The organism is Klebsiella sp. PL-2018 (genome assembly GCF_019048985.1).
GTDB lineage: Bacteria > Pseudomonadota > Gammaproteobacteria > Enterobacterales > Enterobacteriaceae > Klebsiella > Klebsiella michiganensis.
The window spans coordinates 5,487,852-5,501,786 of sequence record NZ_CP077673.1; the positions used below are offsets into that span (position 1 = coordinate 5,487,852).

Genomic DNA, 13,935 nt, shown 5'->3' on the forward strand with positions numbered 1-13,935 from the left:
GTTCGCGCGGTCTGGTTTTTTGTAGCCTGGATCAGTGGCTTTTACGGATCAGATAGCGGTACGGCAGCGCCTCGGTTTCCTGCGCCAGCAGCTCATGCTCCATAAAGCGGCAGAAACCGGGAATATCGCGGGTCGTCGCCGGATCGTCGGCCACGATTAGCAGCGTCTCGCCCACCGGCATCGTACGCACGGTCTTGCGCACCATCATCACCGGTTCCGGGCAACGAAGCCCCTGCGCATCAAGCGTATGGTCAGGGCTGGAGAAAAGTTCGCTCATTTTCATCTCACATTAACAAAACGGCCCTAGTTTACCCCCAGTTCGCCAGTACGCAAGCCAGGTTAACGTTTGCGCGAAAAACAACCATTGCAATACGCTCGCAACGCAGTATCATGCAGCCGTTTTTATTGGGTTCCCTCACCCCAACCACTAAAAAGGTCACAATATGAGTCCGTTTACTACCGTACAGCGTAAAAAAGCGTTGATCTGGCTATCGCTTTTCCATCTGCTGGTCATCACTTCCAGTAACTATCTGGTGCAGCTGCCGATCTCCATCTTTGGTTTTCATACCACCTGGGGCGCATTCAGCTTTCCGTTTATTTTCCTCGCCACCGACCTGACGGTGCGGATTTTCGGCGCTCCGCTGGCGCGACGCATTATCCTCGCGGTCATGATCCCGGCGCTGGTTATCTCCTACGGGGTTTCCGCGCTGTTCTATATGGGCGAGTGGCAGGGGTTTGCCGCATTAACCAGCTTTAACCTGTTTGTCGCCCGTATCGCCGCCGCCAGCTTTATGGCCTACGCGCTGGGGCAAATCCTCGACGTCCACGTCTTTAACCGCCTGCGTCAAAACCGCCGCTGGTGGCTGGCGCCCACGGCATCCACCCTTTTTGGTAACGTCAGCGATACGCTGGCCTTCTTCTTTATCGCCTTCTGGCGCAGCCCGGACCCGTTTATGGCGGCGCACTGGGGCGAAATCGCCATCGTCGACTACTGCTTCAAGGTGCTGATTAGCATCGTATTCTTCCTGCCGATGTACGGCATGTTGTTGAATATGCTGCTGAAAAAACTGGCAGATAAATCTGATTTATCCGCATTGCAGCCAGGTTAAGAGTACTCACGAAACGATGTGATAAGATAAGCGAATGAGCCGTTAATGGCCGTTTATCGAAAGGAAGATGTCAATGCGCAATTTGGTTAAATATGTCGGTATTGGCCTGCTGGTTGTAGGTCTTGCGGCCTGTGATAACAGCGATACAAAAACGCCGACTGCCGGGGCTGCTGCGGAAAGCAACGCCAGCGGGCAACCTATTAGTCTGCTGGATGGCAAACTGAGCTTCTCCCTGCCAGCCGGTATGACCGACCAGAGCGGCAAGCTGGGCACCCAGGCCAACAATATGCACGTCTATTCTGATGCCACCGGCCAGAAAGCGGTGATCGTGATTGTGGGTGACAATACCAACGAGGAGCTGGCGGTGATGAGCCAGCGTCTGGAAGAGCAGCAGCGCAGCCGCGACCCGCAGCTGCAGGTCGTGAGCAATAAATCCATTGAGATCAAAGGCCACACGCTGCAACAGCTGGACAGCATCATCTCCGCCAAGGGTCAGACCGCCTGGTCTTCCGTCCTTCTCGGCAAGGTTGATGACAAACTGCTGACGCTGCAAATCACATTGCCAGCGGATAACCAGCAGCAGGCGCAGACCGAAGCGGAAAACATTATCAACACCCTCGTCATCCAGTAACTACTGACCTGACGCCGCGGCCTCCGGTTCACCGACCGGGGGCCGTTTTTTTAACCGCCATCCCAGCAGCAGCGCCACCGCAACCAGCCCCGCCGTCGCCAGATAGATCGATGAAATGCCCGCCCACGCCATCAGCAGCCCGGCGAGCGGACCGGTGATCCCCAGCGAGAGATCCATAAATACCGTGTAGGTTGCCAGCGCCGCCCCCTGGTTCTGCTGCGGTACGGCCTTCACCGCCACCACGCCAAGCGCCGGGAACACCAGCGAAAAACCGGCTCCGGCAAAGAAAGTGCCGATTTTCGCCATCAGCGGCGTCTCCGCCAGGCCCACTAACAGCAGCCCAATAATCTCGACGACAAAACAGAGCATCGCCACGTTCAGCCCGCCGAGGCGGTTAATTCCGTTGGGGAACAGCAGGCGCGTGCCGACAAAGGCGCAGCTAAACAGCGTCAGGGCGAAGGCCGCGCCGTCCCAGCCTTTAGCATCATAAAACAGAGTGATAAAGGTGGCGATAACGCCAAAACCCGCCGAAGCCAGGGCCAGCGCCATGCCGTAGAGCCAGACGCGCCCCAGCACCGCGCGAAACGACATCGCTTTACCCTTGCCCGCTTTGACCGCCGCCCGCGGCAACGCGCACAGCACGGCCACCAGCGCGACCGCCATAATGGTCAACGCCAGCCCGTGCAGGCCAATCAGCGAGTAACAGAGCACGCCGAGCGGCGCGCCCATCGCCATCGCTCCGTAGGTGACAATGCCGTTCCAGGATATGACCCGCCCGATATGCAGCGAACCGACTACCCCGACGCCCCACAGCGTTGAGCCGGTTCCCGCGAAGCTCTGCCCGATGCCGAGGATAATCCGGCCAAGGCACAGCAGCGCCAGGCTAACCACGGGCAAGCCGCCGAAGAGCGCCGCCAGCAGATAGCCGAGTCCGCTCAGAAAGCAGCCGCACAGGCCGAAAATGACGATCTTTTTTGGCCCCAGCAGATCGGCATAGCGCCCGGCGTGAGGGCGGCTGAGCAGCGTAGCGAAGTACTGGAGGCTAATCACCAGCCCGGCCCAAAAGGCGCTAAACCCCATCACATCATGAACATAGCCGGGCAATACCGCCAGCGGCAGGCCAATGGTCAGGTAGCTGGCAAAGTTAAAAATCACGACAGAGACAATCCGCAGATTGAGGCGCAATCCATTAAGCGCCGGTTCGGCGACGGTTTCGGGCATCGGGTTCCACCAGATTTTTACAACTGTGTTTCATTTCTACCACGCCACACGTTATAAATCAGCAGCCAGATTAGGATTCCTGGCAGCAAGCCAGCCGCTACACTTAGAGCCTATCCCACCAGGCGTTATTGTCGCAGGCAGTTTGAACACGGACAGCGCACAGAAACCGGAGCGTACACGGAGTACGTGAGGATTGACTCGCTACGCTCGCCCTCCGGGCCGCCCTGAAGGGCGTTCAAAATACTTTCGTATTTTGTCGAGCACTGCCCGTGTTCAAAATGGCAAGTAAAATAGCCCTAATGGAGTGGGCTCTTAATGAAAATCATAGAAAGGAAGAGTGAATGACAACCCCTCAGCCCGATAAAACGGGCATGCATATTCTGCTCAAACTGGCGTCACTGGTGGTTATCCTCGCCGGTATTCACGCCGCGGCAGATATCATCGTGCAGCTATTACTGGCGCTGTTCTTCGCCATTGTCCTCAACCCTCTGGTCACCTGGTTTATTCGCCGCGGCGTGCGTCGCCCGGTCGCCATTACTATCGTGGTGGTGGTGATGCTGATCGTGCTCACCGCGTTAATTGGCGTACTGGCCGCGTCGGTTAACGAATTTGTCGCCATGATGCCAAAATATAATAAAGAGCTGACGGCAAAAGTCCTGCGGCTGCAGGAGGCGCTGCCCTTTTTGCATATTCATATGTCCCCGGAGCGTATGCTGCAACGCATAGACTCCGACAAGCTGATGACGTTCACGACCACCCTGATGACCGGGCTGTCCGGCGCCATGGCCAGCGTCGTTCTGCTGGTTATGACGGTGGTATTTATGCTTTTTGAAGTCCGGCATGTGCCCTATAAACTCCGTTTTGCCCTCAACAACCCGCAAATCCACATCGCCGGTCTTCATCGGGCGTTAAAAGGCGTTTCGCATTATCTGGCGCTGAAAACGCTGCTTAGCCTGTGGACCGGGGTGATTATCTGGTTAGGGCTGATGCTAATGGGGGTGCAGTTTGCGCTGATGTGGGGCGTGCTGGCTTTTCTGCTGAACTATGTGCCTAACATTGGCTCGGTGATTTCCGCCGTCCCGCCGATGATCCAGGCGTTACTTTTTAACGGATATTATGAATGCCTGCTGGTCGGCGCACTCTTTTTAGTCGTGCACATGATTATCGGCAATATTCTCGAACCCCGCATGATGGGCCATCGGCTGGGCATGTCTACGCTGGTGGTTTTCCTCTCGTTGCTGGTCTGGGGATGGCTGCTTGGACCGGTGGGAATGCTGCTGTCGGTACCGTTAACCAGCGTGTGTAAAATATGGATGGAGACCACCAGGGGCGGCAGTAAGTTAGCCATCCTGCTCGGGCCCGGGCGCCCCAAAAGCAGGCTACCGGGCTAGCCCTGCCGCTTCACCGGCCAGAAGATCGTCAGCACCCCGGCGACAATCAGCAGCACGCCCAGCAGCGATTGCCAGTGGAAAGGTTCATGCCAGCCGGGGAGCCAGATGGCGGCGGCCCATACCAGGATGTAGCTCAGGCTCAGCAGCGCGTAGGCTTTCGCCAGCGGCAGTTGATGGAGGGCGAAGTACCAGCAGACCATCGACAGCAGGTAACCCATAAGCCCGAACGCCAGGCCAAACGTGCCCGCCCGCAGATGCAGCAGATGGTTGAGGAAGGTGAATATCTCCGTCAGCGGCGGGAGCTCGACCATCGCGCTGCGCAGCAGCAGCTGCGCGCCGCTCGCCAGGCCGACGCTGAACAACGCCCAGATTAAGCCCATCAGATACGGCTCCCGAGAATAACGATCCCAACGACGATGAGTCCCACGCCAAGCCAGTGGCGACGCGCGACCGGCTCGCGCCAGATCCCCCACGCCGCCAGCGTCACCCAGACGAAGTTCAGGCTCAGCATGGGATAGGCGATGCTGACCGGGATCGACTGCAGCACGCTAAGCCACAGCAGCATGCTGCAGCCGAGAGAGAGCAGCGCGAGCCCCAGCCAGCCAAGGATATGGTACCCGCGCCGCCCGGATTTGGACGGGCGGGTCGCCTGTTTCTGGCACAGCTGTCCGGCGCAGCTCAGCAGGCTGGCGAAAACCAGACAGATCCAGACGCTCATTGCGGCAGATACTGGATATACACCACGCGCCCAAGCTCGTAGGAGCTATCCGGTTTCGGTAGCGCTAAATCAGCCATACTTTCTCCTTTATCCATCAGCAGAACCAGCGAGACGGGGCCCTGTTGGCGGTGCCTCGCTAGCCAGTCAGCAAAATGGGCTTGATCGACAAACTGGTGCTGCGCGTCCGGCCAGGAGAGACCGTACTTCAGCTCGCCCTGCTTGTCGAACAGAATGATATCGCTGCGCTTGAGCTCCCACGACAGCCCGCCGGCGATACCGACGTTATTGGTCAACACGTAGCGGCTCGGGGTCAGCGATTCGCTGACGATATCCACCAGGAACTGCGGCTGCTTGCTGTCGATCACCCGATCCGGGATAGCGAAGCCCACCAGCAGCGCCAGCCCGAGCGGGCAGCAGGCGGCGAGGGTCCAGCGGCGGCCGTTGTCCTTCATCGCCAGCCAGCCCATCAGCGCCCAGCAGCCAAATATCAGCGCCGCCAGCAGGCACTTATAGAGTTCAATATGGCTCCATACCGGCTTGTGCATAATGCCCCACGGCGAAACCACCAGCACGGCGACCAGGCCAATCAGGCCAAAGGCCAGGTTGATCGCGCCGTTAATTTTCAGCACCTTCGCCCCCGCCTTCGCCGCGTCCAGCGCGTAGCGCGCCATCAGAATCGACAGGGGAGCAAAACAGGGCAGGATATAGGTTGGGAGTTTACCCTTAGCAATGCTGAAGAACAGGAACGGCATCGCCACCCATCCGAGCAAATAGAGCGCACCGCGTGACTCATCGCGTTCGGTCCAGCCGCGCTTGAGCGCACCCGGCAGCAGCGCCAGCCACGGCAGGCTGCCGGCAATCAGGAACGGAATGTAGTACCAGAACGGCGCTTTATGCTGGGCATCTTTTTCCGCGAAACGCTGGATATGCTCCACCCAGAAGAAGTAGCGCCAGAAGTCCGGCTCGCGTTTGGCGATGGCAAGACCCCACGGCAGCACCACCAGCGCGCAGACGCCCACCGCCAGCCAGCCGTAAGTCAACACTTCGCGCCAGCGCTTACGCGCAATCACCCACGGTAGTACCCCGACCACCGGCACCGCCAGCGCGAGGAAGCCTTTGGTCATCACCCCCATCCCGCAGGCCACGCCGAGTAAAACATAGCCGAGAATTTTGCCGCCGCGGCTTTGGGCCTGCGCCGCGCCCCAGAAGCTGCACATCGCCAGCGCCATCCACATGGTGATCATCGGGTCGAGCACCGCGTAGGTGCCGATACCGTAGACCAGCAGCGCGGTCAGGAAGATCGCCGGTGACAGGATCGCGACGCGTTTATCGCGGAAAAGACGCCATGCCAGCCAGGCGACCAGCAGAGCGGTGACGGTAATGGAAAACACCACCCCAAAGCGGACGGCAAAATTATTGTGGCCGAATAGCCACTGGCCGATGCTGTTGATCCAGTAGCCGGCAATGGGCTTTTCAAAGTAACGCAGCCCGAGGAAATGCGGCACCACCCAGTCGCCGGTCGCCAGCATTTCGCGGCTGATCTCCGCGTAGCGGGTTTCATCAGGCTGCCAGAGCAGGCGGAAGTTAAGCGGCAGTAAATAGTAGAGGACAAAAAGGGCGACCAGAGAGGCGCCGTAGCGAATGCTTTTCATCAAACACCCGAATTGAGTAATTGTTCACGTCCAAGCCAGCCTTCCCGGCCGGCCAGTTCACCACGAACCACTTTACCTCGCGGCAGCACGCTAAAATCGGCGGGCAGCAGCTGGCTTAGCGGGCAAAACCGGATCTCTTCCTGTGCGGCCATGGTCAGCAGTTCATCAAACTGCTCCGCGAAGGCGATGCCTTCCACTTCGGCATGGATGGTATAGACCGGCGTCCCCGCGTCGCGATGGATGCAGTCCAGCAGATAGCGGTTGAAGCCCGCACTATCCACCGCGTTGCCCACCACTTCATCCCAGGTCGGTAAGGTTACCGGGATCTGCACGGTTCCCGGCGCGCCGTTCCCCAGCTGCGGCAGAAAAGGCCCGGTCCCCCGGCAGTCGCTGTTATAAAGGAAATCGAAAGCCTCTTTGGCTTTGATCACCCGCTGATCGGCACGCCAGCCGGCAACGGCGGAACAGGTTACCGGGCGACCGATAATCCGCTCCAGCTCCAGCAGCCCGCGTTCAACCTCCAGCGTCAGCCTTTCCTGCGGCCAGACGCCGCTCCACGCCTGCCAGCTATAGTGATCCCAGGCGTGCAGGCCGACTTCATGCTCCTGCGCGGCGGCGCGGATAACGTCCTCATTCCCGGCGCCGATCCTGCGCCCTGGCCAGGCGGTACCGGCCAGCAGGATATCCCAGCCGTACAGCGACGCGGCCTTTGAGCGCAGCATCTTCCACAGAAACTTCGGTTTTATCAGGCGCCAGATATGGCGCCCCATGTTGTCCGGCCCGACGCTGAAAAAGAAGCTTGCCTGAATCCCGTGCTGGCTCAGCAGAGCCAGCAGCCGCGGGACCCCGTCCCGCGTGCCGCGAAAGGTATCGACATCTATGCGTAAGCCGACCTGTTTCATGATTTTCCGCTGTCCGTCAGCTCAACCGTGCGCAGGAAGAAGTCCAGGGTGTGTTCCACGGTCTCTTCCATTTCCACCGTTGGCACCCAGTTCAGGCAGCGCTTCGCGTTGCGAATGCTCGGCTTACGATGTTCGACGTCCTGGTAGCCTTTACCGTAGTAATCGCTGCTTTCCACTTCGCGGAACCCGGCAAACGGCGGGAAGCGGTCGCGCAGCGGATGGCGTTCAAAGCAGGCCAGCAGCATTTCCGCCAGCTCTTTGATACTCGCTTCGTTATCCGGGTTGCCGATGTTGATGATCTGCCCGTCGCAGCGGCCGTCTTTGTTCTCAATGATGCGGAACAGCGCTTCGATACCGTCGCTGATATCGGTAAAACAGCGTTTCTGCTTACCGCCCTCAATCAGCTTGATCGGCGAACCTTCAACCAGGTTCAGGATCAGCTGGGTGATGGCGCGAGAGCTACCGATGCGCGCGGCGTTGAGGTTATCGAGGCGCGGCCCCATCCAGTTAAACGGACGGAACAGGGTAAACTTCAGGCCGTTCTTATCGCCGTAGGCCCAGATCACGCGGTCCAGCAGCTGCTTGGAGACCGAGTAGATCCAGCGCTGTTTGTTAATCGGCCCGACCACCAGATTGGAGGTATCTTCATCGAAGTTATTGTCGGTGCACATGCCGTACACTTCCGAGGTCGACGGGAAGATGATGCGCTTATCGTATTTCACGCAGTCGCGGATAATCTTCAGGTTCTCTTCGAAATCCAGCTCAAACACGCGCAGCGGGTTGCGGGTATATTCGATTGGCGTGGCAATCGCCACCAGCGGCAGGACCACGTCGCACTTCTTAATGTGGTACTCGATCCACTCGGAGTGGATGCTGATATCGCCTTCAACGAAGTGGAAGCGCGGGTTGTCGAGGAAGCGGCTGATAGCGTCGGAGCCAATGTCCAGGCCGTAAATCTCGTAGTTGTCGTCCTGCAGCAGACGCTCGGTCAGGTGGTTGCCGATAAAGCCGTTCACCCCGAGGATCAGCACGCGGGTACGGCGCTTAATCGCCACCACCGGTTTGCTGCTCAGCACCGCGCCGGCAACCAGGCCAAGCGCCTGCGCCAGCTGCGTACCCTGCATATAAACGCCGCGCTCGGTCTGCCCGGTAACGATTTCTAACGCCCCTTCCTGGCAGGCGACCACCAGCGGCGCAACGGAGATCACCGTCCCCGCTTTGGCGGCGGCCAGATCGTGGCGCACGCGGGATTTCCAGACGATAAACTTGTTCGCGCCGGCGTAGCCGAACGCGCCCGGCCACGGATCGGAGACCGCACGGACGAGGTTGTGCAGCGTCTGGGCCGAGCGTTCCCAGTCGAGGCGACCGTCTTCCGGCGTACGGCGACCGACGTAAGTCGCCAGGCTTTCATCCTGGGCGCGCTCTTCGGTTTTGCCGTCGCGGATGGCGGGCAGCGCCTGAGCCAAAAGTTCCGACGCCGCGGAACAGAGCTTACGGTGCAGCGCCAGCGCCGCGTCATCCGCGCCGATCGCGACGCTTTTCTGCGCCACGATATTGCCGGCATCGGCGCGGTTAACCATACGGTGCAGCGTCACGCCGGTTTCGCTTTCGCCGTTCACCAGCACCCAGTTCAGCGGCGCGCGGCCGCGGTATTTTGGCAGCAGTGAACCATGCAGGTTAAAAGCCCCCTGCGGCGCAATATTCAAAACGTCATCGCACAGCAGGTTGCGGTAGTAGAACGAGAACAGCACGTCCGGTTTAATCTCACGGATACGTTCGATCCACAGCGGATGATTCACATCTTCCGGCGCCCATACCGGGATGCCTTGCTCAGCGGCAATACGCGCCACGGAGCCAAAAAAATGGTTTTCGCCAGGGTTATCCGGATGGGTAAAAATAGCGGCGATGTCATAACCGGCATCCAGCAGAGACTGAATACCTGCACAACCCATATCGTGATAAGCGAAGACTACGGCTTTCATGAACGATCTTCCTCTTGAGATGCCGTTTCCGGCTGGCGAACAACACGTTGAATAAAGTAGCGGGGGCGGGCGCGGACATCGTTATAGATGCGGCCGATATACTCCCCGAGCAGGCCCATCCCGACGAACTGGGCGCCGATAAACATGAACAGCACCGCGAACAGCATGAACACCCCTTCCGCCGCCCACTGGGGACCAAACACCAGACGCAGCACCACCAGCATCAGGCCGAAGGCGAAGCCCAGCAGAGCGATGACGCTGCCGAACAGGCTCAGCAGGCGCAGCGGCGTGGTGGTCAGGCAGGTCACCAGGTCGTACATCAGGTTAATCAGGCGCATAAAGCTGTATTTGGAATCGCCGAATTCGCGCTCGGCGTGCATCACCGGGATCTCAACCGCCCGGCGGGCAAAAGTATTCGCCAGAATCGGGATAAACGTACTGCGCTCATGGCAGTTGAGCATCGCGTCGATGATATGGCGGCGATAGGCGCGCAGCATGCAGCCATAGTCGCCCATCGCTTTACCGGTGGTGCGCTGGATCAGGCGGTTGATCATCTTCGAGGCGCTTTTACGGAAGAAGGTGTCCTGGCGGTTCTGGCGCACGGTACCGACCACGTCGTAGCCCTCGTCGGCCTTCTCGACCAGGCGCGGGATCTCTTCCGGCGGGTTTTGCAGGTCGGCATCAAGGGTAATGATCAGGTCGCCGGTAACGTGGCTGAAGCCCGCCATAATCGCCGAGTGCTGGCCATAGTTGCGGTTCAACAGGACCGCCACCACGTGGCTGCCTTCGGCCTCGGCGGCTTCGGTGAGCATTCGCGCCGAGTCATCGCTGCTGCCGTCGTCGACCAGCAGAATTTCATATTGCCGTCCGAGCGTCGCGCAGGCGGTGTCGGTGCGGCGGATAAGCTCCGGCAGGCTCTCCTGTTCGTTATACACAGGAATAACGACCGAGACCTTTTTCACGGGAGGATAGCTAAACATATCAACGTCCTGACAGCTGGTGCAGTGCGGAAATGACCCGAGTGACATCGTCATCGGTCATATCCGGGAACAACGGAATGGAACAAATGCGCGCGCTGTTCCATTCCGTATGCGGTAATGAAACTTCAGGGAAACGCTCGCGGTAATACTTTTGCGTATGGGCCGCGCGGAAGTGCAGGCCGGTGCCAATGCCCATGGCCTTCAGTCTTTCCATCAGCGCATCGCGGCTGATGCCGCAGGCGGCTTCGTCAACGCGGATAATAAACAGGTGCCAGGCGTGCTGATGCTCCCACGACGGCGCCACCAGCGGCCTGAAGGGCGTATCCGCCAGCTCTCGCAGATAGCGTTGCGCAATGGCGGCGCGGCGCTGATTGGCGTGGGCGAGCTTATCCAGCTGCACCAGCGCCAGCGCGGCGTTGATATCCGCGAGATTGTATTTAAAGCCCGGCGAAATCACCTCCGCCTGCGGGGCGCGGCCCAGGGTCTGGCGGTCATAAGCGTCAACGCCGAGGCCGTGGAACTTCAGGCTGCGAATGCGCGCGGCCAGTTCGTCATCGTCGGTCACCACCAGCCCGCCTTCGGCGCAGGTCATATTCTTGATCGCATGGAATGAGAAAATGGCGGTACCGCGCCACCCGACGTGGCGGCCTTTGTAGTACGTCCCCGCCGCGTGGGCGGCATCTTCAATCACCGGAATAGCGTGACGCTCGCCAATCGCGCGAATGGCGTCAATATCCGCCGGTGCGCCAGCATAGTGCACAGGGATAATGGCTTTGGTTCGCGGGGTGATTGCCGCTTCAACCGCTTCGGGGGTAATCATCAGGTTATCGGGATCGACATCGATCATCACCGGGGTCGCGCCGAGCAGGCAGATCATGTTCAGCGTGGAGACCCAGGTCTGGGAAGGGGTGATCACTTCATCGCCCGCACCGATACCCAGCCCCATCAGCGTGACGTGCATGCCGCCGGTCGCCGAACTGACGGCGATGGCGTGACGGTTGCCGGTTAACGTGCAGAACGCCTCTTCCAGCGCCTGATTTTTCGGTCCAGTGGTGATCCAGCCCGATTGCAAAACTTCACGCAGCGCAGCCAGCTCTGCGTCGCCCATCGACGGGCGCGAAAACGGCAAAAAATCGCTCATCATGTTCCTGTTCTGTGAATGACCCGCGAAAAACCGGGTCGATAAGAAATATCCTGCACCTGCTGACCTAAACAAAATGAAAATGAAAGCGAAATCAGCCCGATGGCGCATTTCATTATTTTGTATTCAGATGTTATTAAATTTAGTCAGATTTGCTTAGGATAATATTAAGAAATTAACATTAATTAGATATGCATGATGATTTTGTTAAAAATCATTGAGATAGAGTGGAATTTATCGCAGAAAAAGGCGCTATAGCGTTCCCGCCGGACGGAGAAATAGCGGGAACGCATTGGCGAAAAGTAAACGGATGCTCAACCAGATTCCAATAAGCTATCTTTAAACATCGTTCAGCAAATATATAAAATCCAGTCGAATCACGAAACTATTTCAAAATGATTACAGGTTGGCAGGAAAGTTGTCAGGTAATTCGTTAGCCGGGCAATTAATCACTTCGTCATTATCCGCACCGCAATCGCGCACAAAAGTGATGGTGGCAAACTCATCAATCACTTCTGTCGGATAAGCCGGACCGGCTTCACGATAAGAGACCATCAGCGGAATATGATCGTTCTGGAAGCAGACGGTTTTCTCCGGGTTATTCATTACCCAGCGCGGGAAAAAGATGGTGCCGTGAAACAGTTTGTCGCCGAGGTTAACGATCAGGCTCACGTCGGTACCGGTCGGTTCGGTCCAGGAAATTTTGTAGATGCTTTCGCCGACGCGAACGATATAAGCCTGCTGATCTTTCACCCAACGATTCGCGACGATACCGCTGTGAATACGATAATCCAGGGTGGTGCCGTTTTTAACGTAAATTTCGTAGTTCCAGCCATTATCGTAGGTATAAACCAGATGTTTGCCGATAAAACCGCTCAGGTCATGTTTGTCGAATGTGCTCATAATCTGTTCTCCTCTGTTTGTTGAGAACAAGCATACTGCTTTAAAAAATGGATGAATAACGCTATGTTTGGATTAAACTCATTCACTTTTTAGATGGATTATGCACAAGACTACGCTGGAACAATGGGCGCTGCTGGAGAAAGTTGTCGAGCTGGGTAGCTTCGCGAAGGCGGCGGACGAGACCCACCGCAGCCAGTCGTCGGTGAGCTATAATCTCGCGCTGTTGCAGGAGCGGCTGGGCGTCACGCTGCTGACGCCATCGGGCCGTCGCGCGGTGCTGACCCCGGCAGGCGAGCTGCTGCTCGGCCAGGTTAAGCCGCTGCTGCAGGCCTTCTCTTATGTCGAAACCCATGCCGCCACCCTGCGAGACGGCGCCCGGACCCGGCTGGATCTGGTGGTCGACAGCATTTTCCCACGCCAGCGGCTGTTCGCCATTCTGCGCCAGTTTCAACAGCGTTACCCGCAAACTCAGGTCAGGTTGACCGAAGTGCTGGAAAACGTTGAGGAAGAGCATCCGGCCCGCACCGAGGCGGACGTGATGGTGCTGACCCGCCGTCAGGATATTACCGGCCGCGGCGAATGGCTGATGAACATTGATTTTGTCGCCGTCGCCCATCGCGATCATCCACTCTCCGCGCTGGCGGGGCCGCTGGACGACAGCGCGCTGGCCCCCTGGCCGCTGGTGCGCATCGCCGACCGCAGCAACGACCCGCAATCTTCCCGCGATGCATGGACGTTTTCCACTATTGATGCCGCCATCGATGCGGTGCTGTATCAGGTCGGGTTTGGCTGGCTGCCGGAAGAGCGCATTGGCCCACAGCTTCAACAAGGGGTGCTGAAGGCGCTGCCGCTGGGACACGGCGCGCGGCGGGCAACGCCGCTGCACCTGATCGTTAAGCGTGATTTAACACCTATTGATGAGCAGGTCGCCACGCTGCTGGATCTGTTCAGAGCGCCCTGATGGGCTTGTTTACCCGGCTCGCGCTGCGCTTAGCCGGGCTACAGATTCACTGCGGTCTGCTCCCGGGGGCGGCGCTTATCGCGCCTTGCCCGGGCTACAGGGTCCCCGCCGTCTGTGGTCTGGTAGCCCGGACAGATGCGCAGCATCGCCTCCGGGAAATGTGCCGAAGCTGATGCTTCCCGGCTTGCGCTGCGTTTAGCCGGGCTGCAGGCGGGTTCGTAAACTCATACAGCCAAAAGAGATATACCGTTTTCTTATACTTTCAGGCCCGATATTGATCCAGCTTACGCCGAAAGTATGATGAATCATTAAAATCGTCATACTTTCCTGTCGCTGAGAAAAAG

14 protein-coding genes are annotated in these 13,935 nt (G+C 58.3%); 4 read left to right on the forward strand and 10 right to left on the reverse strand.

What is annotated here, in order from left to right; all coding sequences use genetic code 11:
- Nucleotides 1-31: 31 nt before the first annotated feature.
- A complete protein-coding gene (gene tusA, locus MKleb_RS25955; protein WP_004106582.1) occupies nt 32-277 on the reverse strand; it encodes a sulfurtransferase TusA in 246 nt (81 codons plus the stop codon).
- 166 nt (nt 278-443) lie between these two features.
- Here tusA and MKleb_RS25960 point away from each other — a divergent pair, with 166 nt between their 5' ends.
- Both MKleb_RS25960 and MKleb_RS25965 read left to right on the forward strand, forming a co-directional pair.
- Nucleotides 444-1,109, forward strand: coding sequence for a 7-cyano-7-deazaguanine/7-aminomethyl-7-deazaguanine transporter (locus tag MKleb_RS25960; protein WP_025106844.1), 666 nt, complete (start codon nt 444-446; stop codon nt 1,107-1,109).
- A gap of 73 nt (nt 1,110-1,182) precedes the next feature.
- Nucleotides 1,183-1,740: a DcrB family lipoprotein gene (locus MKleb_RS25965; RefSeq protein ID WP_004855087.1), complete on the forward strand. Its 558-nt coding sequence runs from the start codon at nt 1,183-1,185 to the stop codon at nt 1,738-1,740.
- On the opposite strand, the gene MKleb_RS25970 is transcribed toward MKleb_RS25965, so the two are convergent.
- The gene (locus MKleb_RS25970; RefSeq protein ID WP_025106843.1) at nt 1,741-2,961 is read right to left on the reverse strand and encodes an MFS transporter; all 1,221 of its coding nucleotides are present in this window, start codon (nt 2,959-2,961) and stop codon (nt 1,741-1,743) included.
- Between the two features lie 341 nt (nt 2,962-3,302).
- On the opposite strand from MKleb_RS25970, the gene MKleb_RS25975 reads away from it, so the two are divergent.
- Nucleotides 3,303-4,352: an AI-2E family transporter gene (locus tag MKleb_RS25975; protein ID WP_009654337.1), complete on the forward strand. Its 1,050-nt coding sequence runs from the start codon at nt 3,303-3,305 to the stop codon at nt 4,350-4,352.
- On the opposite strand, the gene arnF is transcribed toward MKleb_RS25975, so the two are convergent.
- The 8 genes from arnF to MKleb_RS26015 all read right to left on the reverse strand — a co-directional run bounded on the left by arnF (nt 4,349) and on the right by MKleb_RS26015 (nt 12,633).
- Nucleotides 4,349-4,732: a 4-amino-4-deoxy-L-arabinose-phosphoundecaprenol flippase subunit ArnF gene (gene arnF / locus MKleb_RS25980; protein ID WP_004855095.1), complete on the reverse strand. Its 384-nt coding sequence runs from the start codon at nt 4,730-4,732 to the stop codon at nt 4,349-4,351. The two genes, MKleb_RS25975 and arnF, sit on opposite strands and share 4 nt — an antisense overlap.
- Entirely contained in the window at nt 4,732-5,070 is a 339-nt protein-coding gene (gene arnE, locus MKleb_RS25985) for a 4-amino-4-deoxy-L-arabinose-phosphoundecaprenol flippase subunit ArnE (protein ID WP_014227121.1), read from the reverse strand. Before arnE ends, arnF begins: the two co-directional genes overlap by 1 nt.
- On the reverse strand, nt 5,067-6,722 hold the full coding sequence (gene arnT / locus MKleb_RS25990; RefSeq protein WP_217076360.1) for a lipid IV(A) 4-amino-4-deoxy-L-arabinosyltransferase: 1,656 nt from the start codon (nt 6,720-6,722) through the stop codon (nt 5,067-5,069). Before arnT ends, arnE begins: the two co-directional genes overlap by 4 nt.
- Nucleotides 6,722-7,624 (reverse strand): 4-deoxy-4-formamido-L-arabinose-phosphoundecaprenol deformylase, encoded by a 903-nt coding sequence (arnD, locus tag MKleb_RS25995; RefSeq protein WP_014227123.1) that lies wholly within the window; start codon nt 7,622-7,624, stop codon nt 6,722-6,724. The genes arnT and arnD overlap by 1 nt, the downstream gene beginning before the upstream one ends.
- Nucleotides 7,621-9,606, reverse strand: a complete 1,986-nt coding sequence (arnA, locus tag MKleb_RS26000; protein WP_025106841.1) for a bifunctional UDP-4-amino-4-deoxy-L-arabinose formyltransferase/UDP-glucuronic acid oxidase ArnA — start codon at nt 9,604-9,606, stop codon at nt 7,621-7,623. Before arnA ends, arnD begins: the two co-directional genes overlap by 4 nt.
- On the reverse strand, nt 9,603-10,586 hold the full coding sequence (gene arnC / locus MKleb_RS26005; RefSeq protein WP_004126208.1) for an undecaprenyl-phosphate 4-deoxy-4-formamido-L-arabinose transferase: 984 nt from the start codon (nt 10,584-10,586) through the stop codon (nt 9,603-9,605). Before arnC ends, arnA begins: the two co-directional genes overlap by 4 nt.
- A 1-nt stretch (nt 10,587) precedes the next feature.
- Nucleotides 10,588-11,727 (reverse strand): UDP-4-amino-4-deoxy-L-arabinose aminotransferase, encoded by a 1,140-nt coding sequence (arnB, locus tag MKleb_RS26010; RefSeq protein ID WP_004855110.1) that lies wholly within the window; start codon nt 11,725-11,727, stop codon nt 10,588-10,590.
- Between the two features lie 399 nt (nt 11,728-12,126).
- Nucleotides 12,127-12,633, reverse strand: a complete 507-nt coding sequence (locus MKleb_RS26015; RefSeq protein WP_025106840.1) for a phenolic acid decarboxylase — start codon at nt 12,631-12,633, stop codon at nt 12,127-12,129.
- 97 nt (nt 12,634-12,730) lie between these two features.
- On the opposite strand from MKleb_RS26015, the gene MKleb_RS26020 reads away from it, so the two are divergent.
- Nucleotides 12,731-13,591, forward strand: a complete 861-nt coding sequence (locus MKleb_RS26020; protein ID WP_014227126.1) for a LysR family transcriptional regulator — start codon at nt 12,731-12,733, stop codon at nt 13,589-13,591.
- The last annotated feature ends 344 nt before the right edge of the window (nt 13,592-13,935 follow it).